Raw genomic sequence first — 25,774 nt, forward strand, 5'->3', positions numbered from 1 at the left:
CCCCAAGCACTTTTCACCATCATTGAATTGAATATGCCCTTTGAGGGCGCTCTTGAATACGAAATACAAGAATGAATATTTTGGTGATTGGTGGTGCAGGCTATATAGGCTCTCACATGGTCAAACTGCTCGGCCGCATGGGCTGCGAAGTGACCACATTGGATAATTTGAGCAGCGGCCATCGTGAGGCCGTGTTGTTCGGTGCGTTTGTAGAGGGCGATCTGGCCGACCGCACCTTGTTAGCTAAATTGTTGCAATCAGGCTGTTATGACGCTGTCATGCATTTTGCATCGTTTATCCAAGTTGGCGAGTCCGTGAAGGACCCGGCCAAATATTACGAAAACAATGTCACAAACACGCTGAATTTGTTGGATGCGATGCGAACGGCGGATGTAAAGCGGTTCATTTTCTCGTCAACTGCCGCCACTTTTGGCGCGCCGCAGTACACGCCGATTGATGAAGTTCACCCTCAGAATCCCATCAATCCTTATGGCCGCAGCAAGCTGATGATCGAACAGGTGCTGGAGGACTATGACCGGGCATACGGTTTGAAGTCCGTGTGTCTGCGTTACTTCAACGCAGCAGGGGCCGACCCAGACGGTGAACTGGGCGAGCGACATGAGCCCGAAACACACCTGATCCCCCTGGTATTGCAAGCCGCATCGGGGCGGCGTGCCCATATTGAGGTATTTGGCCGCAACTACGATACACCCGACGGCACCTGCATCCGCGACTACATCCACATCAACGACCTCTGCACCGCGCACTGGCTGGGGCTGCAAAGCCTGATGAAAGGTGGTGGTAGCCAGCGCTACAACTTGGGCAATGGCAACGGATTTTCAGTTCAAGAAGTGATCGACACAGCCAAACGGGTGACGGGCCGACCGGTTACCGTCCGCGACGCAGCTCGACGAGACGGCGACCCGGCTAGACTGGTGGCGGACGCCACACTGGCGAGACAGCAACTGGGCTGGCAACCCCAATATACCGACCTTGAGACCATGGTGCGGCATGCATGGGTCTGGGAACAATCGCATACCAAACGGACTTAAGCGGTCAACCCCATCAACTGAATAAAGGCTTGCATATCTGCGCGTTCTTGGGTGGGGCTGTACCGCTTGCTCAAGGTGTCAATCGCTTGGACCTCGATTGGAAAGCACGACAAAGCATCAAGCTGTTTTACCTTGCGCAAAACGCTCTGCGCAAAGCCCACCACGTTGCCAGACTCGACGGCCTCAAAGATCTCAGGAACCCAATATTCTTGGGCTCCCTGCCCCGTGTAGCCAATAACTTGGTTACCCGACAGCGCTGCCTCCAACGGGGGCAAGGGGCAACCCTCGAAATGGCTGAACGACATGAAGATCTTGGAGCGCTGAAGTAAGTCAGCTACGCCCACCTCGTTCAAGCCATCGATGGCTTGAATTCGCCAATGGGCTGGCAAATGGTTGCGCAAGAAAAACAAAACCTTGGATGAGTGATCAGCCAACTTGCGTGGCATGTAGGTGATGAGGTTCTCTTTGGTTTGATAGGGGTTAAAACGCGCAGCGTCGACCGAGTAGTGAACCCGCAAAATCCGGCCGTCCGTGCGAGGGAATGCCATGGCGACACAGCGACTCGCGTCGTCCGAAATCGTCAAGATGCACCGAGCACCCGCATAAGCCACATTCAGAACAGCCGGGGCACCTTTGCTTATGTAATAGCCGTTTTGCACATAAATGGCATAAGGCACGCCCATATGAGCGAGCTGATCACCGTACTTGCGCGCCCACAATTCCGGCAAAACCACCAGGTCTTGCTCGGGGTCAAAACGCCCCTCAATCCCTGACATAGAGGGTTTTCCAACCCAGCGCCATTTAAAAAATTGGTGTTCGACAGAAACCGTGGAATCAAACCACTTGACCCTGAATGACCAAGTATTGGGGTGCATGACCACAGACTGGTGACCCAAAGGCTTCAGCAAAGTATCAACCAACTCAGCTTGTCGGTAGATCACCTTCACCCCACCCACGGCTTTTTTGATGGGGTGGCACAGCCAAATCAGTTTCATTTTTGCGCAGGCCGTTGTGACCGAAAAAGAATCAAGTAGGCCAGGGCCAACATGGCCCAAGCAATCAGGGTGTGCCTAAAGGCATTGCGCCCCAGAACCACAACCGAGAGACCAAATTCCAACATCAGTACAACCAACAGTGCGCCCACAGCAGCCACCCCAACCCACAGTGCATTTTGTACATCTTGTTGACGAATTCGAATGAACCCCCATAAAAAACCAATGTAAAGAAACAAACAAGATGCCAAACCTGGTACGCCATGAACAATGGCGGCTTGCAAAAGGTCGTTTTCGGTTTGAGTCCACCGACCACCACCAGGATATGCACCCGCGCTGGTTTGGCGAAGTCGTTTGTCAATTTCAATCACGGACCCCTCTGTCGTCCAGCCCGTCAAGGGCTTATCGGCAACCATGCCAATTGCTTGCTTCCATTTTTCTAAACGGATACTGACAGAGCCTTCCGTGATTTGCCCTGTCGTGAACCAAGCACTCGCTCCTTGCAACCCTTGAGAAATCCGATTGACGACTAAATCCGGCGGAGCCAAAAAAGCAGCCGCCACGACGCCACCGAGCACGGCACCTGCCACCGCTACACGCCGAACCCAATGCCAATGACGTAAAGCCATCCAAACCAAAATCACAGATAACATCAAAATGGAGATCCACCCCCCCTTAGACCCGCTGAGTAGTGAAGCCCAAACACCCATGGCCGCACCCAGAAACATGAATCGCCGCATCCACTTCGGGTCCGCATCATTAACGCCAAAAAAAGCGCCAAAAGCGGAAACCATTGCCAGCACCACCGCCAAATCACCAAACATGATGACGTTGTTCATGACCCCACCTGCTCTGCCCATTAGCAAGTACAAAGACTGGTAACTACCCACGAGACCCGCTAGAACGGCGGCAGTGGCGGCCCCAAGCCAAAGCATCTTCACCGGCGGACGCGCGACCACGACAGCATTAACAATGAACGGAGCCAAAAACATAGGGACATAGGCTTCAAAGTAGGCTGCTTTGTAGCCATGGAACAAGCCTGTTGTCACCCCAAACAACACATACACGGCCATACCCACCCAAATAGGCATGGCGCCGATGGCCAAGGAAGGTCGCCAAATACGCTGTGTCCAACCCCTTACGTGCCAAGCTCCAAAAAGAGCTAGCCACAGCGACAGCAAGGCATAAAACCCTGGAACGACCAATACGCCAGCCATAAGCGCGCCCGTGAACCATGGGAAATACCGGTAAGGGGTGTCTATTTTTTCCATAATTTTTCTAGTTTGTTGACCACCCGTGCCAGCCAATGCGTGCGATACACATTGAAGCGGTACGGACGCTGAACGCTCGGGTCTTGGGTGTGAATAAAGTCTTCAGCAAAAGGGTACGTCGACAAGTCTCGAGCCCGAAAACGTTCGACCTCAAAGGGGCTCATGCTCACAAAACGTTTAACCGCTTGACCAGCAAGCGCTCGGCCATGGCTGTGCCTTTGGTCTTGACTCGCTCCCGGTAAACCGGCTCCTCCGGCACGTAAAACACAAACGGCTCTGGCAACTGAGGCATACCGTGCGCGAAATTGGCCCCCGCTTGCTGCCCATTGAGGAACTCACTGCAGTGGTAATGCCAGGAAGTCGATTTCAAGCGCTTGGCGTTACACAAGCACACATCCATGTAAAAACGAGGCACTGGACCGTCTTTGCTGGGATTTTCCGGAAATTCCACCCAGTGGTAAACGCGCTCTTGGGGATCAGGCTGGTAATGACGAAGAAAGTCTGCGCGGCGGCCACCCTTCATGAACACGGGGTTTAAAAAAGCACAGTCAGGGTGCTGGCCCCAGTAGGCAGACCAAGCTTGCACATCCGAGTTATTGACATCGCGCACTACTTGAACGTCGTCTTGCAAGAGCAACAGCACGTCTGCTTTGGACTCGTCCAAGGCCGCTTGCATATTGGTGTAGAAGCCGCCGTGGCGGCTCGTGTTTGCGGCCTGCATATGGCGGACCGATGAGCCCAAGCCTTTGAGGTAATTGACCAACTGAGGTTCATCGCTGCCATCGTCGTAAACCGTAAATGGCACCCCGGGACAGTGCCGTTGCACCGACTCCACGCAGTTGCGCAGATAGGGACCACGGTTATAAGAAAAAATTGCAATTTGGTAGCTCATAGTCGGGAGCGCAAATAATTGAAAACAGCGTAAGTAAAGCGTGAAAACTCAGTCCTAAGCCTGTACAAATGGGTTGGCCATCGTTTGCGGCCACGAAATTTCAAGTTGGGTACAGAACCGCCAACGATGGTTGTTGGGGCTGCTTCGTTGTGAATCACTGGAAAAGGACGAACTGCTCTGACTTGAATTCCATACTTCCACCCACGATCGAATTCATGATCATATGGCAGCGTCATCGGCAAAAGTTTTTCACTATAAGCTTGAGCAGCTTCACGATTGATCAAATATGCACTGGAACATGTGCATTTGCTGAACATAACTGCTAAATCATATTTGGAATTCAAAGCAAGCACTGAAACAGGCGTGCCTGAGTGTACGCCGGAGAGCTTGACCATGTCCCAGCTCTTTGGATGTCGGATCAATTCATCGACGACATCAAGGAGTCCTCTGTCAAAGATCGCATCATCTTCTAGGATCAAAGCAAACTGGGCCTCTGACAATAAAAAAGTCCGAATGGCCTTCACATGCGATAAATAGCAACCCAACTCACCAGGCAACGAAGGTTTCCCGTGCTTTCTTTGATAAGACTGCTCATCAATACAAGCCATTTGCTCTGGACTGGCTTGCTTGCCATCGACTGCTGGAATTCGCGAGAAAGACAAACCAATCTCACCCAACTGACGGGTAATCGCATCCAATCGGTCTTTGGATCGATCCAAATTGATCACATAGGTCTGTAGTTCGATCATTGAAAAGGATTTTGGTAGTTGATAAGCCCACGAAACCGCCCCACCATTCGGGCAATATGTTTGGGTGAAGGCAACAAGACGCGGATGCACAAGGCCACCGTGGTTATTCCGATAAGGCGATAACGCTTCTTGGAAGCTTCATGCCCCCCAAAATGCTTCGCGACAAAAGTGATCTTGGACTGCGCATGGTGATAGCCGCGCCAGTACTCGCTGCGCCATGGCGACTTGCCTTTGACCGAGCCGCGCGAACGGTGCAAAGTCTGCACCTGTGGGACGATGACCATGGGCAAACGGGCTTTGAAAAAGCGCAGGCAGAGATCGTCGTCCTCGTAATACAAGAAAAACGTTTCATCAAAAAAACCTGTGGGCCGGCAAACACCCATGCGCAGCAACATGGCCGCGCCGCACACAAAGCCCACGCTGATCGGGCCGCTTGCTGCTGGCCCTTTGGAGACCCACAGGGTGCTGGGCCAACGGTAGTTCACCTCGGGCTGACCATGGGCATCGACCAACTGCGGTGCCAGCATGGCGGCTTCTGGGAACTGATCGGCTACGGCCAACAGCTGCTGCAACTGCGCCACCGACATTTCACAATCGGGGTTGAGCAGCAAAGCAAAAGGGGTTTGCACTTGGGCCAAGGCGCGGTTGTTCGCGGCCCCAAAACCAAGGTTGCGCTCGTGCTTCATCACAACGGCTTGCGGCCAGCGCGCTTGAGCTTGGGCTGCGGTGTCATCGCCGCTGGCGTTGTCCGACACGATGATGTGTGGGCAATGCTGCAAAAGCGGGTGCAGCGCGGCCAAACAATGGGCGCTGTTGTACGTGACCACGATGACTGTCACGAGGTTCAAAAGGGCGGGGGCGGAGGGGCTCATGGGTGTGTGGTGATTAGCAGTGATTGTGCACAGGCATGGGCAGCGCCCTGCCCCTGGGCCAGCCACCGGCGTGCACCGTCTTGGGCTGTTTGCGCTGCTTCAGGCTGGTTGACCGAGCGCTGCGTGGCCACCCAAGCTTCGGCCATGCTGTGCACGCGAACGGCTGCCCCATGCTGCTCGGCTTGAATGGCGGCTTCGCAGAAGTTAAAGGTGTGCGGTCCCATGATGATGGGGCAGCCGCAGGCTGCGGCCTCGATCAGGTTTTGCCCACCCAGTGGCTCAAAGCTGCCCCCCAGCCAAGCCACGCTGGCCAGTTGGTAGTAAGCCTGCATCTCGCCCAGCGAATCGCCCAGCCACACGGTCTTGGGCTTGGCTGCGGGGACTGACTCGACAGGCCAATGGCTGCGGCGCTGCACCGACCAACCGGCTGCTTCGATCAATTGAGCCACGGCGTTAAAACGCTGCGGGTGACGCGGCACCACCAACCACTGTACCGACGCTTGCTCTTGGGGGCTGATCTGGTCCAGCAAGGCAAGCCACTGTGCCTCTTCGCCTTCACGGCTGCTGGCGAACATCACCACCGGACGTTGGGCGCCGGCGCGCCACTGCTGACCCAAGGCTGCTTGGCTTGGGTCGATCTGGATGTCGTATTTGAGATTGCCCATCACCGCCGTCACGGGTGCGCCCAACTGGCACAAGCGCTGGGCATCGGCTTCGGTTTGCGCCAAGACGCTGGTCAAACGGCCATAGGCGGGTAAAGCCAAGGCCCTTTGTCGCAGCGCTTTACGCAAGCTGCGCTCGCTCATGCGGGCGTTGACCAAGTGCACAGGCAAGCCTCGCTGCGCGCACGTGTGGATGAGTTGCGGCCAGACTTCGGTTTCCAGCAGCACACCCATGCACGGCTGAAAATGGTCCAAGAAGCCTTGCACCGCGCTGGGCATGTCCCACGGTTGCCATGCTTGCACGTCACCCGCTTGCAAAAGCCCCAGCCCTTCGGCGCGCCCCGTGGCAGTTCCATGGGTGAGTAAGATGCGAATTCCAGGGGATTGCTGGCGCAAGGCCTTGATCAAAATGGCAGCTGCACGCGTTTCACCCAAAGAAACGGCATGCACCCATACAGCGCCCGTGCAAGCTGGTATGCCGGGGTAAGTCCCCCAGCGCTGCTCGATGTGCTTCAAATAGCCGGACTCTTGTGCCCCACGGCGGCGTAGCTTGCGTTTGAGCACAGGCACTAAGAGCCACATGGCCCAGCCATAGAGCCACAGGGATGCACGTTGCAGCAAGCTCAGGCGCATGCGGTATCAAACAGTTGCTGGTACACACGGCCAATGCCCTTGGCCTCTCGGTCCAGCGAAAAGCGCTCGGTCACCCTCGCTCGCGCAGCCTCACCCATTTGGATTGCATGCTGTGGATCGCGCAGTACAGACAACACCGCCTGGGTCAATCCTTGCACGTCGTCGGTGTCCACCATTTCACCGGTCACCTGGGGTATGGCCAACTGGTCAAAAGCCCCCGTCCGAGAACAGACCAGCGCACATCCCGTCGCCGCCGCCTCAAACGGCGTCAGACCAAACGGTTCATAACGCGGGCAAGCCACGCACAGCAAGCAACGCTGGTACCAACGGTGCACATCGCCTGCGGGCACTTCGCCCAGAAAGACAATGCGATCGTGCAGACCGGCTTCGTCAATCTGTCGCTGCAAGTCTTGCTGATAGGCCTGATGTTGGGCTTGGGCCAAGCCCGCAATGACGGCTGTCGCACCCGGTAACTGGGGCAAGGCCTGGATCATGGCGTGCACGAACACATCGCTGCCTTTGTCGGGGCGAACCCGGCCAAATACACCGATGCCGTATTGACCGGGCAAGCCCGAATCGGCCCAAGCTGTCAGTTTGTCCGGTGGCGGGCTGAAGCGAGACAGATCGATGCCATGCGGCACCACGGCGGTGGTGTTGGGCACAAAGCTGGCTGCCAATGGCGTAGTCGAGATCACTGCGTCCATTTTTGAAATCAACCAACGCGGAAAGCGCCCATGCAAATGCTGAGCTGCCGAAGTGAACACCAGCTTGATCGGCAGACGCAACACATCACGCGCAAAAATCGCCGCCATCATTTCAGGGTCGCGCCGCACATGCCAGATGCGAAAAGGCCGCCCTGCTGGCGGTTTGCGTGACAAGCCAATCGCCTGGCTCAGCGTCATGCCATCGATGCCATTGGACATGCGCGTGCCACAAAAGCCCAATCGCCACTGCTTGGCCTGTAAAGGCACCAGCGCGTTGATGGTGGCGGACACGCCGGTGTAGCGCTGCTTCAGGTTGAAAACGATGACCTCCGGGTCATTGCTCAACAAAGAATCAGGTGTGTTCATGGATGCTTTTCCTGGGCTGATCCGCTCAATGCGCCGAAGCCTGAATCAGCGCATCGGGTTTGACCGTGCGCAACAGCGCCAGCATATCGGCCTCAATGCGGTGCAGTGCGGCTTCGGTCTGGCCTTCAAAGCGCAGCACCAACACTGGCGTGGTGTTGGAAGCGCGGATCAAACCAAACCCATCGGGCCAGTCCACGCGCAGGCCATCGATGTCGGACACCTGAGCCGGTGCACGGAAGGCGCCAGCGGCTTTGGCTTGTAAGGCTTTGGTCACGCTGTGCGGCTCGCCTTCGGCGCAAGACACGTTCAGCTCGGGCGTGCTGAAGCTGGTGGGCAAGGCGTTCAAAACGGCATTGGCATCGGGGGATTGGCTCACGATTTCGAGCAAACGGCAGCCTGCGTAAGTGCCATCGTCAAAGCCGTACCAACGCTCCTTGAAGAAGATGTGCCCGCTCATCTCGCCGCCCAAAGGGGCTTGCCCGCCGGCGGCCTCAATGGCCCGCATCTTCGCCTTGATCAGCGAGTGGCCTGTTTTGTACATCAGGGGCTTGCCGCCTGCAGCCTCGATGGCCGGGGCCAAGCGTTGTGAACACTTCACGTCAAACAAAATGGTGCCACCCGGCACGCGGCTGAGCACGTCTTGCGCAAACAATTGCATCTGGCGGTCAGGGTAGATGTTGTGGCCATCGGCGGTGACGATCCCTAAGCGGTCGCCGTCACCGTCAAAGGCCAAGCCCAATTCAGCGCCTGTGGTTTTCAGGGCCTGCATGAGGTCTTGCAAGTTTTCGGGTTTGCTGGGGTCGGGATGGTGATTGGGAAACTCGCCGTCAACCTCGCTGAACAGCTCGATCACCTCGCAGCCCAACGCCCGGAAGATGCCGGGGGCCGAAGCCCCTGCAATGCCGTTGCCAGAATCGATCACGATTTTCATGGGGCGAGACAACTGGATGTCGCCCACGATGCGCTGGGTGTAATCGGCCAGCACATCCATCTGCGTGACGCTGCCGCCCGATTGCAGTTGCCAGGTTTCGGTTTCCATCATCTGGCGCAGGGCCTGAATTTCATCGCCATAAATGGCGCGGCCCGCCAACACCATCTTGAAGCCGTTGTAGTCCTTGGGGTTGTGACTGCCCGTCACCTGAATGCCACTTTGGCAGGCGGTGTTGGCTGCAAAGTACAGCATGGGTGTGGTCGCCAGACCAATGTCGATAACCTGCACACCCGCCGCCACCAAGCCGCGAATCAAAGCAGCCGAAAGGCTTGGCCCGCTCAATCGGCCATCGCGCCCCACCGCCACCGTGGTTTGGCCCTCGGCCAGCGCCCGGGTGCCAAAGGCTTTGCCCAGGCCTTCGGCCACAGCCTCGTTCAAGGTGGACGGCACCACGCCACGGATGTCATAGGCTTTAAAAATCGAGGGGGTCACTTGCATGGTTGAACCAAATAAAAGGGCCACTGAGGCCGGCCACAGGATTGCCCCCGCATTGTAGGCGGGGGACTTGGCCCTACGGCACTTCCGCCGACGACCCCAAGACCTCTGCATTCACCCGTAAGCTGCATTTGTCGCTAACATGGCCCCTCTTGCAGTTGCCAACTGCGCCTTTCGTCTTCAAGCCGAGCCGCAAGCCCATGAAACCCACCGACACCCTCCACTTCGACAGCCCCTTGGGGACTGTGATTTTGACGGCCACGGGCCAGGGTTTGAGCGGCGTCTGGTTTGAAGGTCAGCGCCATGGCCCCAGCGCAGAACGCATGCAAAGCTGGACGCCCAACGCCGCCAACGCGCTGTTGCAAGCGGCTGCCGATCAATTGCGCGCCTATTTCTCAGGCTCACTTCGCCATTTCGATTTGCCGCTGGACCTGTCGACGGGCACCCCATTCCAGCAATCGGTCTGGCATGCCTTGCTGCGCATCCCCTGCGGGCAAATCCAGTCGTATGGCGATCTGGCCAAACAGATTGACAAGCCCCATGCCGTGCGCGCCGTGGGCGGGGCGGTGGGACGCAACCCGGTGAGTATCATCGTGCCCTGCCACCGCATTTTGGGGGCAGGCGGCCAACTCACCGGCTATGCAGGTGGGGTATGGCGCAAACAAGCGCTGCTGAAACTCGAAGGCCACACGGCTGTCTGAATAACACCCCTCAATGACCACTTCACATGCCAAAGGCTGGCTGGCCGATTTCTTGATCTTGGCCGCCATCTGGGGCTCTTCATTTTTGTTCATGCGTGTGGCAGCCCTGGAGCTGGGCGCGTTGCCGACGGCTGCCATTCGGGTGGCCATTGCCTCGGTTTTTCTGTTGCCCCTGATGTTGGCCAAAGGCCATTGGGCTGAGTTGCGTCAACACTGGAAGCCTGTGCTGTTTGTGGGTGTGCTCAACAGCGGCGTGCCTTTCGCGCTGTATTCGTTTGCGGTGATGCACATCACCACGGGGTTTTCGTCCATTTTGAACGCCACCGTGCCCCTGTTTGGCGCGGTCGTGGCCTGGATTTGGTTGGGTGACAAGCCCAGCTTGTCGCGCACGGTGGGTCTGGCCATCGGCTTTGGCGGTGTGGTGCTTTTGGCAGGCGGACAAGCCAGCTTCAAGCCCAACGCATCGGGCATTGCGCCGGCTTGGGCGGTGCTGGCCTGTCTGGGGGCCACCACCTGCTATGCGCTGGCTGCGAGTTTCACCAAAAAACACATCCCCAGCCTGCCGCCATTGGTCACGGCCACCGGCAGCCAAATCGGTGCCACTTTGGCTTTGGCCTTGCCGGCGCTGTGGTTTCGCCCCGACCATTGGCCCAGCGCATCCGCATGGTGGTCATTGCTGGTGGTGGGCGTCATGTGCACGGGGGTGGCCTACATCCTGTACTTCAAGTTGATCGAAAAATCAGGGCCTGCGCGGGCCCTCACCGTCACCTTTTTGGTGCCGGTTTTTGCCATCGCCTACGGTGTGCTGTTTTTGGGCGAGGCCGTGACCGCCTGGATGTTGTTATGCGGCGCGGTGATCTTGGTGGGCACCGCCCTGTCCAGTGGCCTGGTCAAGCTGCCGGGGCGTTGAGTTTGGCGTGAATGTGCACCCGATGCTCGCGCTGCACCACATCGCGCGCCCTGAGCTGTCCACAGCCTCCATCGACATCCTGCCCTGCTGATTGGCGCAACTTGGTCAATACGCCGCGTTGGTGCAGCGTGCGGGCGATCTCGGCTGCGCGTTCCCATGTGGGCCGGGCATAAGGCAAATCCGGCACGGCGTTGTAGGGGATCATGTTCATCAACGCGTATTTGCCCTTCAACAAACGCACGATGCCATCGATTTCTTCGGCGCTGTCGTTCACGCCTTCGATCAGCGTCCACTGGTATTGAATTGGATAGCCTGTGGCACGGGCATAAACCTCGCCCGCCTCAACCAAATCCTGCGGATCAAAGCGTGGGGCTCGTGGCAGTAACTGCGCCCGCAAATCGGCGCGGGTGGTGTGCAATGACAAAGCCAATGCGGGCTTGACGCGGCCTTGTGGCAAACGCTCAAACACCCGCGCATCGCCCACGGTAGAAAACACCAGATTTTTGTGCCCTACGTTGCCGACGGTGCCAAGCAAATCGATGGCGTCCATCACTGCGTCCAGGTTGTGCGAGGGCTCGCCCATGCCCATGAAAACGACTTTTTTGACCGGCCGCAGTGTGCGGGCCAGCACCACTTGCGCCACGATCTCGGCACTGCCCACCTGCCGGATCAGGCCTTCTCGCCCGGTCATGCAAAACACACAACCCACGGCACAGCCCACTTGCGACGACACACACACGCCGTCGCGGGGCAACAACACGCTTTCCACGGTTTGGCCATCGTGCAAACCCACCAGCAAACGGGCCGAACCGTCTTGCCCCGGATGCTGCTCGCGCAGCGTGGCCAGGCCCGCCAAAGCATGGCTCAAAGCAGGCAGCGCATCGCGCACAGCGGCGGGCATGAAACTCTCCAGCGCTCGACGCCCGCTGTCTTGCGGTTTGGCTTGCGCCCACAGCCGGAGTACACGTTGTTCGTGGCGCTCATTGGCCCCTAAGGCGCGCAAGTGGTCGCGGATGTCCTGAACGCTGTGCATCGACTTCAAGCCCAAGGCGCTCAGTAATGCGGCGGAATTTCGTCGCGCAAATTGCGCATTTCAGCGCCACCGCCCGACTCGGGCAAGCGATCACGCATCTGGCGCAGCTCTTGAATGAGCGCGTCAATTTGCTGCTGCTGGCGGTAGACCTGCGCGTTGAGCTGGTCCAGCAAGTCTTCGGTAAATCCTGCCTTGATTTCCAAGTCGACCAGGCGGTTTTCAATAGGGGTTGGAATGTCCATGGGCTGTATTGGACATGATTTCTAACGGGAATTTGGCATCTTTTATAATTCGCGCATCGCCGAGTTATCTGAACTACTTGCAGGGCGATTCACAAAACCTGCTAAAGCGTTCGCCAGGCTCCGGGTTTTCAGGGTCGGCAACGCCGACAAACCACTGAAACAAAGGAGCCTTTTTCATGTCCAGCAACTACCTCTTCACCTCGGAATCCGTCTCCGAAGGCCACCCCGACAAGGTCGCCGACCAAATCTCTGACGCGATTTTGGACGCCATCTTCGAGCAAGACCCCCGCAGCCGCGTGGCCGCCGAAACCCTGACCAACACCGGTCTGGTGGTGCTGGCCGGTGAAATCACCACCAACGCGCATGTGGACTACATCCAGGTGGCGCGCGACACCATCAAGCGCATCGGCTACGACAACACCGAATACGGCATCGACTACAAAGGCTGCGCGGTGATGGTTTGCTATGACAAGCAAAGCAATGACATCGCCCAGGGCGTGGACCACGCCTCGGATGACCACCTGAACATCGGCGCGGGCGACCAAGGCCTGATGTTCGGCTACGCTTGCAGCGAAACGCCTGAGCTGATGCCCGCCCCCATTTACTACGCACACCGCTTGGTCGAGCGTCAGGCCCAGCTGCGCAAAGACGGCCGTCTGCCCTTCTTGCGCCCCGACGCCAAAAGCCAAGTGACCATGCGCTATGTCGATGGCAAGCCGCACAGCATTGACACGGTGGTGCTGTCCACCCAACACAGCCCCGACCAGTCAGAGACCTCCACCAAGATGAAGGCCAGCTTCACCGAAGCCATCATCGAAGAGATCATCAAGCCCGTGCTGCCCAAAGAGTGGCTGCAAGACACGAAATACCTGATCAACCCGACAGGCCGTTTCGTCATCGGCGGCCCTCAGGGCGATTGCGGCTTGACCGGTCGCAAAATCATTGTCGACACCTACGGCGGCGCATGCCCGCACGGTGGTGGCGCGTTCTCTGGCAAAGACCCGTCCAAGGTCGACCGTTCGGCTGCATACGCTGCACGCTACGTGGCCAAAAACATCGTGGCGGCCGGTCTGGCCACCCAGTGCCAAGTGCAAGTGGCTTACGCGATTGGCGTGGCCCGCCCGATGAACATCACCGTGAACACTGCCGGTACTGGCGTGATTTCGGACGACAAGTTGTCGGCACTGGTGGCTGAGCACTTTGACCTGCGCCCCAAAGGCATCATCCAGATGTTGGACCTGCTGCGCCCGATCTACAGCAAGACCGCCGCTTATGGCCACTTTGGCCGCGACGAGCCCGACTTCACCTGGGAGCGCACCGACCGCGCTGCCGCACTGAAAGCGGCTGCGGGTCTGTAAGCCCCAAGCAAACGCCAAGCCCCAGACGAGATCAGGGGCCAGCAAGAGCCGCTCAACACCCGTTGAGCGGCTTTTTGCGTTCAAGTTGGGCATCGCCGAAACGTCCCGCATCAACGACGTGTTGGCGGATGCCTGGTTTGTGGCAGCCGACACAGACAGTCGGGGCGGCTTGTTTGGACAATCCAGCCAAACCACGCCAACGGAAGCCCCCCCATGTTCAAAGACCGCCTTGATGCTGCCCGCCAATTGGCCCTGGCTTTGAAAAAATACCGAGGCCAAAACCCCTTGGTGCTGGCCATTCCGCGGGGCGCTGTGCCCATGACCGCATGGATCGCCGATGCCTTGAATGGGCAAATGGATGTGGTGCTGGTGCGCAAACTGCGCGCACCGTCTCAGCCCGAAGTGGCCATCGGCGCAGTGGACGAAACAGGGCTGGCTTATTTATCGCCCTGTGCCACGACATGGGGTCTCGACCCGCAATATGTGAAAGATGAAATCAAGCGCCAGATGAAAACGCTGAAGTCGCGGCGCGGGCAATACAGCCAAATCCGACCCCCCATTCCGGTCCAGGGGCGCGTGGTCATCGTGGTGGACGATGGCTTGGCCACAGGGGCCACCATGATGTCCGCACTGAAGGCCCTGCGCCAACACCATCCACAGCGTTTGGTCTGCGCCATTCCGGTGGCCAGCCCGGATGCCTTGGCCAACATCAAACCGCTGGCCGATGAAACGGTCTGCCTGTCTGCCCCTGAAGACTTCATGGCCGTAGCGCAGTTTTACCAAGAGTTCCCACAGATAGACGATGCACAGGTGTTGGCGTTGCTACAAACGAAATTCACGGCGTAGGCGTTTATCCAGCTCGGTCACGCTCAAGGACGTCAAATCCAGCACATGTTTGGCCACAAGGGTGTGTTGCACTGAAGCGTCCAGGTGCGACAACAACTCCCCCATCAATGGGTTGGAAACGAAGAAGGCCAAGGCATTGACGCGGTGGTTCAAAACGGCTTCATGAAAATACTTGGCCAGCGTTGTTGCAAACTCGCTGCGGTGCAAATGCTTGAGGTCTGACCGGGGCGCCAGACCCGCCCGCCCCGCCTCCGAATGCCCCAATGGCGTGCGCTCGGTGTCTCTGGCGGGCATGCGACTTTCCGGGTGAAGCCAGTCGGTCAGCTCCACCAAAGGCGCGGTGAAGGAGGCGCGCTCAAAAACCCTTGCATGCGAAGCGTTGGCCACCAAGATCCAATGTTTTTGAGGCATGGCCTGATCCTTTTTTTTTTCGGGTGAATGATGTGTTGATTTTTTGGGATGACCACTCAGGGGTCAATTGATCTGACGGCATAGCGCTTTTGGCATCGCGACCATCACCTCTCGGTCATGTCTGGCCTTAGGTTGATCGACATCAAGCCCTTGCAAACGGGTTCATGCGCCAATCCAAAGATTTGGCAAAAGTTGCTGCTCTGCCTGCGCTTGTGCATTCCTGAGCTGATGTATGCCCGCAACGTCCACACCCCTGAAATGCCCCAACAGACCACGCCAACCGAATGCGTTTTCATTGCCCAAAACCTCACCAAGGTCTATGGCGAAGGGGCTACTGCGGTTCAGGCTCTGCGCGGGGTGGATCTGCGCATCACGCCGGGCGAGTTTGTGGTCTTACTGGGGGCTTCTGGCAGCGGAAAATCGACCTTGCTCAACATTCTGGGAGGCTTAGACAGCGCCACGGCCGGAACCGCACAATGGGTCCATCAGGGTGAAACACACGACCTGACGGGAGCCAGTGACGCGGAACTCACCCGTTACCGGCGCGAGCATGTGGGCTTTGTGTTCCAGTTCTACAACCTGATCCCGAGCCTCACAGCGCTGGAGAACGTGGCGCTGGTCACAGACATTGCACAAGATCCCATGCGTCCTGAAGACGCTTTGGCTTTGGTGGGCTTGAGGGACCGCATGAACCACTTTGTGTCTCAACTCTCCGGTGGCGAACAGCAACGCGTGGCCATTGCCCGCGCCATCGCCAAACGGCCTCAGGTGCTGCTTTGCGACGAACCCACGGGTGCGCTCGACTGTGCCACCGGCATCGTGGTGTTGCAGGCCATCGAAAAAGTCAACCGCGAACTGGGCACGACCACTGTGGTCATCACGCACAATGCGCCCATTGCCGACATGGCCGACCGCGTGATGCGCATGGCCGATGGCCGCATCGTTGACATCCGCTTGAACCCCCATAAAGTCGCCGCAGCCACGCTGCGATGGTGATCTGGCCATGACAGCACTGCACACCAAACTGTGGCGCGACCTGCACCGACTGTGGGCGCAGGTGCTCACCATTGCTGTCGTGGTGGCCATTGGCGTAGCCGGTTTTGTGGGCATGTTCTCGGTGCACGAATCGCTCAAAGGCTCTCGCGACAGCTTTTACCGTGACAACCGTCTGGCCGATGTGTTCATTCACCTGAAACGGGCGCCAGTGGTCTTGCGTGATCACCTTGCAGCCATCGAAGGCGTCGCCGAAGTCCAGCTCAGTGTGGTGATGGACGCACAAATCGCCCTGCCCGATGCACAGGCGCCCGTGACGGGCCGCTTCATCGGCATCGACCTGACACGGGTGCATGGACAACGGCAAGGCCTGAACGCCCTGAGCCTGCGCAGTGGTCGCTGGCCAGAGCGGGGGCATGTGATGGAGGCTGTGGTGAGCGACCGTTTCGCTGTCGCCAGGCAGCTGAAACCCGGCGATCGTGTCAATGCCATCCTGAACGGTCGGCTGCAAAACATTCATCTGGTGGGGACCGTCGTGTCACCCGAATACGTGTTTGCCTCGCGGGGTGGTGCGCCAGATGACCGGACATTTGGCGTCTGGTGGGTTGACCAAGAACGCATGACCCAAGTGTTTGACATGCAAGGCGCGTTCAACCAGGCCGCGCTGCGCCTGCACGATCCTGCTTGGCTGCAAGCGGTGATTGTCCAAACAGACCGCCTGCTGGACGCCTATGGCACACGGGGTGCGGTGGGGCGCGACCAACAAATTTCTGCGCGGATTGTGAGCGACGAACTCTCGCAACTGAAGGTCATGGGCACGGTATTGCCCTCGATTTTTTTGCTTGTCTCCATGTTCATCCTGAATGTCGTGGTGAGCCGCCAAGTGGCAACGCAACGCAGCCAAATCGCGGCGCTCAAGGCCTTGGGGTACGACGACAGCGCGATCGTCTGGCATTACCTGGGCCTGGCCATGGCCATCGCCGGCCTCGGTCTGCTGGCTGGCTTGCTGCTCAGCCGATGGATCGGCCTGCTCGTTTTGGACATGTATGACGACATTTTTCGCTTCAACCAGTTGGCATATGGCACCAAGCCCTGGCTGGTCGTCGCCGCCGCAAGCGTCGCACTGGCCGCCGCCATCATGGGCACCTGGGGGGCCATACGCACCGTGGTGCGGCTGAAACCCGCCGTTGCCATGCAGCCGCCATCGCCCCCGACTTACCAGCAAACACTGATCGAGAGACTGGGCCTCGGCCGACACGTCAGTGTGGGGACCCTCATGGTGGTGCGCAACTTTGAGCGACGCCCCTGGCGTTCGGTGTTCACCGTCACGGGCATTGCCTTGGCGGTCGCCTTGCAAATTTCGGGGGCCTTCTGGCTGGATGCCATCGCACACATCGTGGACATCCAGTTTCGCCAAACCCAGCGCGGCAATGTGGTGGTGAATTTTCAGCACCCCGTCGCCCCCACTGTGGCGCAAGAACTGAAACGACTGCCAGGGGTGATCCACGCCGAACCCTACCGAAGTGAAGCCGTGCGCCTGCACTGGCGCGGCCTGGCCGAAGACGGAAATCTGCTGGGCTTGCTGGGCACCACGCGGCTGCTGCGGCCGGTGGACGAACAGCGCGGCCCTGTCCGAATACCGCCTCAAGGCCTGGCGGTCTCATGGCTGTTGGCCAAAAGACTGGGGTTGCAGGTGGGCGATCGGGTCGAGGTGGAGTTCCGCATGTGGCATCAGGCCCGCGCCACGGTCGAGGTGGTCGAAATCGTGCACACCCTGATGGGCAAGCAGGCCTTCATGGACTTTGCCACCATGAACACTTTGTCGCGTGATGGCTCGGTCGCGAGTGAAGCCACCCTGCAAGTCGACCCTTTGGCCATGGGTGCGTTTTGGCAAGCCGTCAAACAAGCCCCGCTCATCACCGCCGTATTCGACAAGGCCGCATCACTGGCCAGCTTCCAGGAAACCACATCAAGGAGCATGGGGGTTTTCAGCAGCATTCTCACGCTGTTTGCTGTCGCCATGGCAGTGGGCATTGTCTACAACGCCGCACGCATCAGCCTGTCAGAACGTGCCTGGGAATTGGCCAGTCTGCGGGTGCTGGGCATGACACGCGCCGAAGTCTCGGTCTTGTTGCTGGGCCAACTGGCTGCCGAACTCTTGCTGGCCCTGCCCCTGGGCGCGGCAGCGGGTTGGGGACTGGCCACAGTCCTGATGCGCTTGATGTCTTCCGACAACATCGATTTTCCCGTCGTCATCGCACCATCAACTTATGCCTCGGCTGGGCTGATTGTCTTGGCGGCTGGCTTGGTCAGCGCCTTGCTGGTGCGTCGAAAAATTGACCAGCTGGATCTGGTCGCCGTTTTGAAAGTACGCGAATGAACCCGAACACCTCACCTGGTTTTCTGAAACGCTGGGGGCCTTGGGGCTTGGCTGCATTGGGCGTCATCGCCCTGATGTACTGGGCACTGATGCCGCGCCCCTTGGTCGCAGAGGTCGGCACGGTCAGCACCGGACGCTTTGAGCAGGCGATTGACGAAGACGGCCAGTTGCGCGTGAAAAACCGTTATGTCATTTCAGCCCCCATGCCTGCCGAACTGGTCAGACCCACACTCAAAGTCGGTGACAACATTCACGCGGGGGATGTGGTGGCCAGGCTGACACCACTGGCGCCTAACATGATCGACGACCGCAACCAACGGGTGCTGCAACAACGTGTAGGCCGAGACGACGCCGCACGCATGGCTGCCGCAGCGCAACTGCAACGCCTGCAAACCACTTTGACCCAAACCGAACTGGAAGCGCAACGGGCCCAAAAACTCGCCAGCGAAAACTTCATTGCCACTGCAGCGCTGGACCAGGCTTTGCTGGCCCAACGTGCCGCAGCGCAGGCATTGGCCGCGGGGCAGGCCCAATTGCGCGCAGCAGAATTCACGCTGGCCGAGTCTCAAGCGGCGTTGACCCAATCACACCCTTCGAGCCTGACGCCCACAAACACCTTGTCGCTCAAAAGCCCGGTCGATGGTCAGGTGGTCAAACTGCACCTGAGCAGCAGTGCGCCGGTTTTGGCAGGGCAAGCTTTGCTGGAGATCGGTGATGTCCGTGACATGGAGGCTGTCGTGGATGTTCTGTCATCAGATGCACGGCAGATGACAACGGGGGCCACCGTGCTCATTTCAGCAGGCGTTGGCACACCGCCCTTTTCTGGCCATGTCACCCGGATTGAACCCGTGGCCTTCACAAAAGTATCAGCACTGGGAATCGAAGAACAACGGGTCAATGTGATCATCGACATGGACCGCTTGCCGGACAGTACGCAACGCCTGGGTGAGGGCTTTCGGGTAGACGCGCACATCACGCTGTTCGAGCAAGACAACGCCCTGCTGGTGCCCAGTGCCGCACTCTTGCGCGAAGGCACGGGCTGGCGAGTTTTGGTGGTCCAAAACGGCCGTGCACATGCCAAAAATGTGACCGTCAAAGAACGCAACGCCGACGTGGCCTGGGTTCAAGCCGATGAAAAAGGGGGCGTGCGTGCTGGCGATTTGGTGCTGCTCTACCCTGGCACCATCACCGACGGTCAGAGAGTCAGCACCAAAACCGAAGCGGGCAAATAACGCACGCACAGCGCCTTGGGCCTCGGCGAAACAGCGGCAGAGACAAAACCAAGCTCTGCCAGTCAAGCGCCTTGCAGGCGTCCATGGACGCGGCAACCATGCGACAAGGCCTATTTCAGATTGCAGATTGCAACCCACCGAGGTCACTGACGGCGCATGCGCTCCATTTGGATGCCCGCGCCCATGGCTCCGACGAGCATGTTCATTTCCTGAGCGAGCAGTTTGAGCACATCGTCCATCGTGACCATGCCCATCAACTCATCCTGCAAGCCGACCACAGGCACACGGCGCACACCGTGCTCGCGCATGGCACGCATCAGGTCCAGCAAGGAGTCGGCTTCGTTGGCCGTCACCACCCGCTGCGCCATGATGTCCTCCAGGCACAGCGGTTCGGGGTCCAGGCCCGTGGCCACCACCGCCATCACAATGTCTCGGTCCGTGATCAGCCCACACACTTGGCGGCTGCCATTTGCGTCATCCACCACCACCAAACAACCCACATGGTCTTCGCGCATGAGCTGCGCGGCGGCCACCAAACTGGTTTGCCGGTAGCCCACGCTGACTTTGCGTTTGCAAATCCCCCCTGCCGTCAGTAGTTTGCCCATCATGGCTCCTTGATCAATCAGCAACGAACCTGAGTGCTTTTGACGCTGACGGAAGCCGTCAAAGCGAAGCAAAAGCCAGTGCGTCACAAATCCATCATGTCGCCTGCCTGTGCGGGGTGTCGGTGCGACAACAGACGGCCACTCTCCTGGACAGCAACCGGCTGCAAAACACAGTCCGCGCAGGGCGCTGGCTTGAAATAACTATTTGCAGGGACGAATAAGGGGATTTTTTATCTTTTATCACGAAATAGTCAATTTGTATGTTCGATGGCGAACATTAGAAAATGTGGTTTTCATTAAAAATAATGTCAACAGTTGTAAAAAATAAACCAAATGTTAAGTCCAGCAAATAATTCAATGATTGAGCAATTAGCTGCTGAAAAGTATGAAAAATTGCTTCCGTCTTTTCAACTGGTTTGCTTGTCAACGGACCAGTTGATCTTCAGGCCCCACGAAGCCATTCAGTTCGTCTTCTTTCCGGTCAGCGCCATCATCGCTATGCAAATCGACATCTCGGACGGTTCCTCGGCCGACATTGTGTTGATCGGCAAAGAAGGCATGGTCGGCAGTGGCGTCATGGGCGGCAACCAGAACTTCAGCCGGGCGCGTGTCAGATTTCCAGGTTTTGCCTACAAATTGCCGTTGAGCGTATTCCAGACTGAACTGAGCCAGGACACCTCATTTTTGAAAATCTGGATGGCCACCACACGTCAAATGATTTTGCAAATTGCCATGCCCACCGTCTGCAGCAGCAAACACAGCAATGAACAACAGATCGTTCGCTGGATCATGAACACCCTAGACAAAACCCAGGGGCACACGCTTCAAATCACCCACCAAGAGATTGCAGACACGCTGGGCATACGCAGGGAATCAGTCACTCTGGCGGCTGGCAAATTGAGCCAAGAGGGACTGATCGAAGTCACTCGTGGCCAATTGGAGGTTCTGGACCGACCGGGACTGGAGGCAAAAGCCTGTGAATGCTATCGGGTCATGCACCCTGCCATGCAGCATTGAAAAGCAACAAACAAGCACTTCGAATCATGGGCATGTTGACCTCTTTGAAAAACTCAAAACGTGCCATGGGTTTGGGCATTGCCTTCATCGCTGCAGTGGTGCTGGTTCCGGCAATGGCCAGTTTTCAAAGCATCAACGCCATCGTGAACACACACTATGTGGTGATCAAAACACCCATCGAAGGGGCCCTGCACGACTTTTCAAAAATGCCAGGCCAGCCCATAAAGCAAGGTGAGGAATTGGTCAGGATCAGCAACCCACGATTCAAGGAAAGTGCGGTCAATGAAATGGAGGTGGAACAAAAAACCTTGGCTAAAAGAAGCCTAGGCCTGCAGCAACACCTCAAAAATCTTCAGCAATTGCAAAAAGAGTTGGATAACCGGGTCTCCGTCCACCGCACGCACGAATTTCTTCGCCTTGAAGAACAACTGGCCCAAGCACAAGCCGAGAAAAAAGCACAAGAAAGCCTGATCCGTGAACAGCAAGTGCTCGCACAACGCAACACCTTGCTCTTGAAAGAAAACTTCATCTCTTCAGCCCAAAACGAGGCTGCGCAATACGCACTAGAGGTCACTCGAAGCCGACTGGAAATCTACCAGGCCCGAATCCGACTGCTTGAAACCGAGAAGCAAGCGGTCAAACAATTTGTCTACCTTGGTGAGGGGCGCAACGATGTTCCATACACACAGCAGCGGCTCGATGACGTGCGCTTGCAAATCACCGATGTCGCAGCGCGCTTGCGCGAGAACGAGCAACGCAGCTCGGATGTCCAATTGCAGATCCGCAAGGAGAGGGACAACATGGCCGCGTCCCGCGAGGTACTCATACATTCGCCAAGCAACGGTGTCTTGTGGAGAAAATTCGGCGGCAACGGAACCGAGGTCGTCATTGGTACAGACTTGGCGCATGTGATCACCTGCGACAACGTGTTTCTGGATGTGGCGGTGCCGGAATCGTCCCTCGAATCTTTTGAAATCGGCAAACCTGTGCAATACCGCCTGATTGGCAGCGCCAAGTGGCTGCTGGGTCACATCCAAGCGGTCACGGGCAGCGGCAACAACTTGCAGGATGTGACCTTGGTCGCGCAACTGCAACGGGAAAAAAAGGATGCCAGGATTTTCGTCAAGATCCAGTCTTCTGACCTTGGCAAGCCTGAGGAGAATTTGTGTTTTGCTGGCCGCAAAGTGGACGTCAAAGTCCCCCGTGAATGGCGTCCATCGGTGTGGTTCAGCCGAATCAGTTCATTCCTGATGTGAACCTGACCATGGACTACATCCCCTTGTTGTTGGTCTCCGGATTTTTCCTGTGGGTGTGGGACGCCCCTCGAACCCATCACAAGCTCAGACAAATGGTGTGCTTGTTGCCCGTCTTGCTCTGCATCCAATACATGACCTGGCGTTTGGTCAGCACGGTGTGGACCGAAAGCGATGACAGCCTCTTGGCGCAATCGTGGATATGGGGCGTATGGAGCGTTGAAGTTTTGGCCTGCATCGAAGTGGCGGTCTTCTTATTGATCATGAGCCGAACCAACACCCGCAGCAAGCAAGCCGATCAACACCAGATGCCCAGCCCCCTGCCTGCGGTGGACATTTTCATTCCGACATACAACGAGCCCCTGGATGTTTTGGAAAAAACCATCGTGGCCGCTACAGCCGTGGACTACCCGCACAAAACCGTCTGGGTTCTGGACGATGGCAAGCGCGATTGGTTGCGCACGTTTTGCGAAGAGTTGGGCGTTCGCTATCTGACCCGAGCAGACAAGCTGCATGCCAAAGCCGGCAACATGAACCACGCGTTGAAACATGCTCAGGGGCAATTCATTGCGGTGTTTGATGCGGACTTTGTGCCATCTCAGAACTTCATCCGGCGCACATTGGGCTTTTTCAGCGACCCGTCAGTTGGCATCGTGCAGACGCCACAACATTTTTACAACAAGGATCCGATCCAGACCAACTTGGGCTTGATGCAAATCTACCCTGACGAACAACGCTTGTTTTTTGACCAGATGGCCGCTTCCCGAGATGCATGGCAGGCAGCGTTTTGCTGCGGTTCATGCAGCATCATGCGTCGCCAAGCCGTCGATGCCATTGGGGGCATCCCCACGCAAAGCATCACTGAGGATCTGCTGACCACCTTGGTGATGTTGCGCCAGGGATACCAAACGATTTACCTCAACGAGCGATTGAGTATGGGACTGGCCGCTGAATCGATCGAAGGCTTCTTTGTCCAGCGCGAACGCTGGTGTCGTGGCGCTATTCAGTCTTTGTTCCTGACCGCAGGTCCCTTGGGTCCGGGCCTGAGCACCATGCAACGTATCCTGTTCTTCCCCACCAGCTGGTTGACGCAATACACCGTTCGTCTGATGTTGATCGCCATTCCCCTGGCTTATTTGCTATTGGGCTGGCTGCCTTTCCATTTCACGGACACAGCAGACATGGTGTTTTATCAACTGCCCGTTTTCCTGTCATTTTTTCTCGCCATGCGCTGGCTGGTCGGGGGACATTTTTCTCCGTTGGTCTCGGGGCCTGTCGGTTTGTTTTCCAGTTTCAGACTGGGGCCGACGGTGGTGGCCTCGCTCATCAAACCCTTTGGCAAACCGTTTAAGGTGACCCCAAAGGGGTCGGATGCAGCCAATGGTCGGCAAGTGGATTTCTTCAGCCTCGGCATGATTTTGGGGTGCATGGCTCTGACACTGATGGGCTTGTTGCTGAACGTGGTGCCAGAACTGGCGGTGGTGTCACACGATGAATTTTTCCCCATCGCGATGTTTTGGTCGATGCTGAATGTCGTCACCCTCGGTTTGGCTGCGTTACTTTGTTTTGAGGGCCCACGCTTGCGAAAAGAAGAGCGGTTCTTCTTGGCTGAAACGGGGGTCGCCCACGATGGCGAGTCCAACTACCCGGTTCAAATCATCGATGCCAGTGTCGATGGGTGCAAATTGGCCATGCCACAAACAAGCAGTGCCCTTTTCAAAAAAGGAACGGCCAGCCTGACAGTGCAAAACGTGGGTCGCGTGATGATCCAACCCGTGCGTCAAAACCAAGCCCTGCTGGCTGCCACTTTTGAATACGACAGCAAAGCACAGCGCAACGCCATGATCTGCAAACTTTTTTCAGGGCGATACACAACGGTGAGCCCAGCGAACAGCTCTACCAGGCAGCTCATTTCGTCTTTATGGGAGAAAACGTTCAATGGCTAAGCATTTTTCAACACCGTTGCCTGGCCCGTGTGTTGGCCGGCTAAAAATGGCACAGGTTCTGGTTTTTCTTGTCGGCGCATGGGCCGCTCAGGCATTGGCTCAGAGTCCGGCCCTCACACAAAACCCGCCTGTATGGATCGGTTTTGACGATGCCTATGGCGTGAAAACCAACACATCCGCCATCGTCAGCGAGTGGGGCATCAAAGCCGCTATGGAAGAGATCAACAACAACGGGGGCGTTCTCAATGGGCGGCCCCTGAAACTGATGACCACTGACAACAAAGGTGTCTCCGCCAGAGGCAAGGACAATTTTGTCCAACTGGCTGGCACCAAGGATCTGGTCGCCGTTTTGAGTGGCAAATACAGTCCGATCAGCGTGGAAATGCTGCCCGAAGCGCATCGACTGAACGTCCCCTTGATCAGCGTCTGGGGTTCAGCAGACCCCATCACAGACCACGACCAGAAACCCTCTTACTCGTTTCGCGTCTCACTCAAGGATGACTGGGGTGTCGAAGCGATGATGAAACGGCTGTCCTCAAAGTACATGGTCCGGCAAGCCTGCGCCATCTTGCCCAACACGGCATGGGGCCGTTCAGCAGAGAAAGTGATTCAGGAAAAGTCAGCGCAAAGCACCACAAAATTCTCGGTGGTGCGTTGGTACAACTGGGGCGACGCATCCTTAAAGGAGCATTACAAGGCGTGCCTGGATTCACGCACACAAGGTCTTTTGTTTGTAGGCAATGAAAAAGAAGGTGCGATTTTGGTCAAGGAAATTGCGACGCAAACTCCGCCCATGCGCCTGCCCGTGGTTGCCCATTGGGGCGCTGTGGGCGGCACATTGCACGAGCTGGTGAAAGAAGAACTGTCGATGGTCCGCATTGATTTCATCCAGACTTTCACGTTCATCAACAACAAGCGTCCTCGTGCCGTCTTTCTGGCCGAGTGGATCTTAAAAAACAACGGCCTGAAAAGCACACTCGAGATTCCCAGTCCCGTTGGGGCCGCTCATGCCTATGACACGGTCCATCTTCTGGCCAAAGCCATTGAAATCGCACAAACTACATCGCCCCAGAAAGTCAGGGATGCATTGGAAAAATTGCCTGCATTCAATGGTGCTGTCAGGCACTACGCCAAGCCCTTCACAAGCCAGCGACATGATGCCCTGGACAAATCGCAAGTCCTTTTTGTGAAATTAACCCCTTCCGGTCAATTGATTCCGCAAGACTGA

The 25,774-nt window shown here is 57.2% G+C and carries 24 protein-coding genes; 12 read left to right on the forward strand and 12 right to left on the reverse strand.

The annotated features are described in order from the left end of the window. Positions 1–71 precede the first annotated feature (71 nt). Complete coding sequence (gene galE / locus ACZ5RG_RS08300; protein ID WP_464446796.1) at positions 72–1,052, forward strand: UDP-glucose 4-epimerase GalE; 981 nt, start codon at positions 72–74, stop codon at positions 1,050–1,052. Here galE and ACZ5RG_RS08305 read toward each other — a convergent pair. From ACZ5RG_RS08305 to ACZ5RG_RS08340, 8 genes are all read right to left on the reverse strand, one after another. Further along, positions 1,049–2,047, reverse strand: a complete 999-nt coding sequence (locus ACZ5RG_RS08305) for a glycosyltransferase family protein (protein ID WP_464446797.1) — start codon at positions 2,045–2,047, stop codon at positions 1,049–1,051. The genes galE and ACZ5RG_RS08305 overlap by 4 nt on opposite strands. Next, positions 2,044–3,315 carry an O-antigen ligase family protein gene (locus tag ACZ5RG_RS08310; RefSeq protein ID WP_464446798.1) on the reverse strand — a complete coding sequence of 424 codons (1,272 nt, stop codon included), beginning with the start codon at positions 3,313–3,315 and terminating at the stop codon, positions 2,044–2,046. The genes ACZ5RG_RS08305 and ACZ5RG_RS08310 overlap by 4 nt, the downstream gene beginning before the upstream one ends. Positions 3,316–3,481: 166 nt before the next feature. Continuing rightward, entirely contained in the window at positions 3,482–4,207 is a 726-nt protein-coding gene (locus ACZ5RG_RS08315) for a glycosyltransferase (RefSeq protein ID WP_464446799.1), read from the reverse strand. Continuing rightward, complete coding sequence (locus ACZ5RG_RS08320; protein ID WP_464446800.1) at positions 4,204–4,956, reverse strand: glycosyltransferase family 25 protein; 753 nt, start codon at positions 4,954–4,956, stop codon at positions 4,204–4,206. The genes ACZ5RG_RS08315 and ACZ5RG_RS08320 overlap by 4 nt, the downstream gene beginning before the upstream one ends. Further along, entirely contained in the window at positions 4,953–5,828 is an 876-nt protein-coding gene (locus tag ACZ5RG_RS08325) for a glycosyltransferase family 2 protein (RefSeq protein ID WP_464446801.1), read from the reverse strand. Before ACZ5RG_RS08325 ends, ACZ5RG_RS08320 begins: the two co-directional genes overlap by 4 nt. Continuing rightward, complete coding sequence (locus ACZ5RG_RS08330; protein ID WP_464446802.1) at positions 5,825–7,123, reverse strand: 3-deoxy-D-manno-octulosonic acid transferase; 1,299 nt, start codon at positions 7,121–7,123, stop codon at positions 5,825–5,827. Before ACZ5RG_RS08330 ends, ACZ5RG_RS08325 begins: the two co-directional genes overlap by 4 nt. Then, on the reverse strand, positions 7,114–8,193 hold the full coding sequence (locus ACZ5RG_RS08335; protein WP_464446803.1) for a glycosyltransferase family 4 protein: 1,080 nt from the start codon (positions 8,191–8,193) through the stop codon (positions 7,114–7,116). Before ACZ5RG_RS08335 ends, ACZ5RG_RS08330 begins: the two co-directional genes overlap by 10 nt. Positions 8,194–8,218: 25 nt before the next feature. Beyond that, entirely contained in the window at positions 8,219–9,622 is a 1,404-nt protein-coding gene (locus ACZ5RG_RS08340; protein ID WP_464446804.1) for a phosphomannomutase/phosphoglucomutase, read from the reverse strand. A 197-nt stretch (positions 9,623–9,819) separates the two neighbouring features. On the opposite strand from ACZ5RG_RS08340, the gene ACZ5RG_RS08345 reads away from it, so the two are divergent. Together ACZ5RG_RS08345 and ACZ5RG_RS08350 are read left to right on the forward strand one after the other, a co-directional pair. Next, the gene (locus tag ACZ5RG_RS08345) at positions 9,820–10,320 is read left to right on the forward strand and encodes a methylated-DNA--[protein]-cysteine S-methyltransferase (protein WP_464446805.1); all 501 of its coding nucleotides are present in this window, start codon (positions 9,820–9,822) and stop codon (positions 10,318–10,320) included. A gap of 13 nt (positions 10,321–10,333) precedes the next feature. Further along, positions 10,334–11,230 (forward strand): DMT family transporter, encoded by an 897-nt coding sequence (locus ACZ5RG_RS08350; protein WP_464446806.1) that lies wholly within the window; start codon positions 10,334–10,336, stop codon positions 11,228–11,230. On the opposite strand, the gene ACZ5RG_RS08355 is transcribed toward ACZ5RG_RS08350, so the two are convergent. Both ACZ5RG_RS08355 and ACZ5RG_RS08360 read right to left on the reverse strand, forming a co-directional pair. Then, positions 11,211–12,263, reverse strand: coding sequence for an RNA methyltransferase (locus ACZ5RG_RS08355; protein WP_298597035.1), 1,053 nt, complete (start codon positions 12,261–12,263; stop codon positions 11,211–11,213). The genes ACZ5RG_RS08350 and ACZ5RG_RS08355 overlap by 20 nt on opposite strands. 20 nt (positions 12,264–12,283) lie before the next feature. Further along, positions 12,284–12,505 carry a SlyX family protein gene (locus tag ACZ5RG_RS08360; protein ID WP_019430677.1) on the reverse strand — a complete coding sequence of 74 codons (222 nt, stop codon included), beginning with the start codon at positions 12,503–12,505 and terminating at the stop codon, positions 12,284–12,286. Positions 12,506–12,681: 176 nt separating this feature from the next. On the opposite strand from ACZ5RG_RS08360, the gene metK reads away from it, so the two are divergent. Then, positions 12,682–13,863: a methionine adenosyltransferase gene (gene metK / locus ACZ5RG_RS08365; protein WP_298597006.1), complete on the forward strand. Its 1,182-nt coding sequence runs from the start codon at positions 12,682–12,684 to the stop codon at positions 13,861–13,863. A 213-nt stretch (positions 13,864–14,076) separates the two neighbouring features. After that, positions 14,077–14,709, forward strand: a complete 633-nt coding sequence (locus ACZ5RG_RS08370; protein ID WP_315236521.1) for a phosphoribosyltransferase — start codon at positions 14,077–14,079, stop codon at positions 14,707–14,709. Here ACZ5RG_RS08370 and ACZ5RG_RS08375 read toward each other — a convergent pair. Further along, positions 14,686–15,120: a host attachment protein gene (locus ACZ5RG_RS08375; RefSeq protein ID WP_312259675.1), complete on the reverse strand. Its 435-nt coding sequence runs from the start codon at positions 15,118–15,120 to the stop codon at positions 14,686–14,688. The two genes, ACZ5RG_RS08370 and ACZ5RG_RS08375, sit on opposite strands and share 24 nt — an antisense overlap. Before the next feature lie 258 nt (positions 15,121–15,378). On the opposite strand from ACZ5RG_RS08375, the gene ACZ5RG_RS08380 reads away from it, so the two are divergent. From ACZ5RG_RS08380 to ACZ5RG_RS08390, 3 genes are read left to right on the forward strand one after another with little or no spacing between them, the layout of a single operon-like run. Next, complete coding sequence (locus ACZ5RG_RS08380) at positions 15,379–16,116, forward strand: ABC transporter ATP-binding protein (RefSeq protein WP_298597038.1); 738 nt, start codon at positions 15,379–15,381, stop codon at positions 16,114–16,116. Positions 16,117–16,123: 7 nt separating this feature from the next. Further along, complete coding sequence (locus tag ACZ5RG_RS08385; protein ID WP_464446807.1) at positions 16,124–18,493, forward strand: ABC transporter permease; 2,370 nt, start codon at positions 16,124–16,126, stop codon at positions 18,491–18,493. Beyond that, entirely contained in the window at positions 18,490–19,725 is a 1,236-nt protein-coding gene (locus ACZ5RG_RS08390) for an efflux RND transporter periplasmic adaptor subunit (protein WP_464446808.1), read from the forward strand. Before ACZ5RG_RS08385 ends, ACZ5RG_RS08390 begins: the two co-directional genes overlap by 4 nt. Positions 19,726–19,868: 143 nt before the next feature. Here ACZ5RG_RS08390 and ACZ5RG_RS08395 read toward each other — a convergent pair whose 3' ends face one another. Continuing rightward, complete coding sequence (locus ACZ5RG_RS08395) at positions 19,869–20,330, reverse strand: CBS domain-containing protein (protein ID WP_298597021.1); 462 nt, start codon at positions 20,328–20,330, stop codon at positions 19,869–19,871. Positions 20,331–20,723: 393 nt separating this feature from the next. Here ACZ5RG_RS08395 and ACZ5RG_RS08400 point away from each other — a divergent pair, with 393 nt between their 5' ends. From ACZ5RG_RS08400 to ACZ5RG_RS08415, 4 genes are read left to right on the forward strand one after another with little or no spacing between them, the layout of a single operon-like run. Then, positions 20,724–21,347 carry a Crp/Fnr family transcriptional regulator gene (locus tag ACZ5RG_RS08400; protein WP_315136317.1) on the forward strand — a complete coding sequence of 208 codons (624 nt, stop codon included), beginning with the start codon at positions 20,724–20,726 and terminating at the stop codon, positions 21,345–21,347. 32 nt (positions 21,348–21,379) lie between these two features. Beyond that, positions 21,380–22,603, forward strand: a complete 1,224-nt coding sequence (locus tag ACZ5RG_RS08405) for an HlyD family secretion protein (protein WP_298597026.1) — start codon at positions 21,380–21,382, stop codon at positions 22,601–22,603. Further along, on the forward strand, positions 22,555–24,546 hold the full coding sequence (locus tag ACZ5RG_RS08410; protein ID WP_464446809.1) for a glycosyltransferase family 2 protein: 1,992 nt from the start codon (positions 22,555–22,557) through the stop codon (positions 24,544–24,546). Before ACZ5RG_RS08405 ends, ACZ5RG_RS08410 begins: the two co-directional genes overlap by 49 nt. Positions 24,547–24,592: 46 nt before the next feature. After that, positions 24,593–25,774, forward strand: a complete 1,182-nt coding sequence (locus ACZ5RG_RS08415; RefSeq protein ID WP_464446810.1) for an ABC transporter substrate-binding protein — start codon at positions 24,593–24,595, stop codon at positions 25,772–25,774.

The organism is Limnohabitans sp. TEGF005, assembly GCF_055394835.1.

Coding starts and splice junctions, on each gene's coding strand:
- ACZ5RG_RS08350 (WP_464446806.1), top strand. CDS start 10,334: ATGACCACTTCACATGCCAAAGGCTGGCTGGCCGATTTCTTGATCTTG.
- ACZ5RG_RS08380 (WP_298597038.1), top strand. CDS start 15,379: ATGCCCCAACAGACCACGCCAACCGAATGCGTTTTCATTGCCCAAAAC.
- ACZ5RG_RS08385 (WP_464446807.1), top strand. CDS start 16,124: ATGACAGCACTGCACACCAAACTGTGGCGCGACCTGCACCGACTGTGG.
- galE (WP_464446796.1), top strand. CDS start 72: ATGAATATTTTGGTGATTGGTGGTGCAGGCTATATAGGCTCTCACATG.
- ACZ5RG_RS08335 (WP_464446803.1), bottom strand. CDS start 8,193: ATGAACACACCTGATTCTTTGTTGAGCAATGACCCGGAGGTCATCGTT.
- ACZ5RG_RS08370 (WP_315236521.1), top strand. CDS start 14,077: ATGTTCAAAGACCGCCTTGATGCTGCCCGCCAATTGGCCCTGGCTTTG.
- ACZ5RG_RS08315 (WP_464446799.1), bottom strand. CDS start 4,207: ATGAGCTACCAAATTGCAATTTTTTCTTATAACCGTGGTCCCTATCTG.
- ACZ5RG_RS08305 (WP_464446797.1), bottom strand. CDS start 2,047: ATGAAACTGATTTGGCTGTGCCACCCCATCAAAAAAGCCGTGGGTGGG.
- ACZ5RG_RS08325 (WP_464446801.1), bottom strand. CDS start 5,828: ATGAGCCCCTCCGCCCCCGCCCTTTTGAACCTCGTGACAGTCATCGTG.
- ACZ5RG_RS08330 (WP_464446802.1), bottom strand. CDS start 7,123: ATGCGCCTGAGCTTGCTGCAACGTGCATCCCTGTGGCTCTATGGCTGG.
- ACZ5RG_RS08395 (WP_298597021.1), bottom strand. CDS start 20,330: ATGGGCAAACTACTGACGGCAGGGGGGATTTGCAAACGCAAAGTCAGC.
- ACZ5RG_RS08390 (WP_464446808.1), top strand. CDS start 18,490: ATGAACCCGAACACCTCACCTGGTTTTCTGAAACGCTGGGGGCCTTGG.
- ACZ5RG_RS08360 (WP_019430677.1), bottom strand. CDS start 12,505: ATGGACATTCCAACCCCTATTGAAAACCGCCTGGTCGACTTGGAAATC.
- ACZ5RG_RS08345 (WP_464446805.1), top strand. CDS start 9,820: ATGAAACCCACCGACACCCTCCACTTCGACAGCCCCTTGGGGACTGTG.
- metK (WP_298597006.1), top strand. CDS start 12,682: ATGTCCAGCAACTACCTCTTCACCTCGGAATCCGTCTCCGAAGGCCAC.
- ACZ5RG_RS08320 (WP_464446800.1), bottom strand. CDS start 4,956: ATGATCGAACTACAGACCTATGTGATCAATTTGGATCGATCCAAAGAC.
- ACZ5RG_RS08310 (WP_464446798.1), bottom strand. CDS start 3,315: ATGGAAAAAATAGACACCCCTTACCGGTATTTCCCATGGTTCACGGGC.
- ACZ5RG_RS08410 (WP_464446809.1), top strand. CDS start 22,555: ATGGCGTCCATCGGTGTGGTTCAGCCGAATCAGTTCATTCCTGATGTG.
- ACZ5RG_RS08340 (WP_464446804.1), bottom strand. CDS start 9,622: ATGCAAGTGACCCCCTCGATTTTTAAAGCCTATGACATCCGTGGCGTG.
- ACZ5RG_RS08375 (WP_312259675.1), bottom strand. CDS start 15,120: ATGCCTCAAAAACATTGGATCTTGGTGGCCAACGCTTCGCATGCAAGG.
- ACZ5RG_RS08415 (WP_464446810.1), top strand. CDS start 24,593: ATGGCACAGGTTCTGGTTTTTCTTGTCGGCGCATGGGCCGCTCAGGCA.
- ACZ5RG_RS08405 (WP_298597026.1), top strand. CDS start 21,380: ATGTTGACCTCTTTGAAAAACTCAAAACGTGCCATGGGTTTGGGCATT.
- ACZ5RG_RS08355 (WP_298597035.1), bottom strand. CDS start 12,263: ATGCACAGCGTTCAGGACATCCGCGACCACTTGCGCGCCTTAGGGGCC.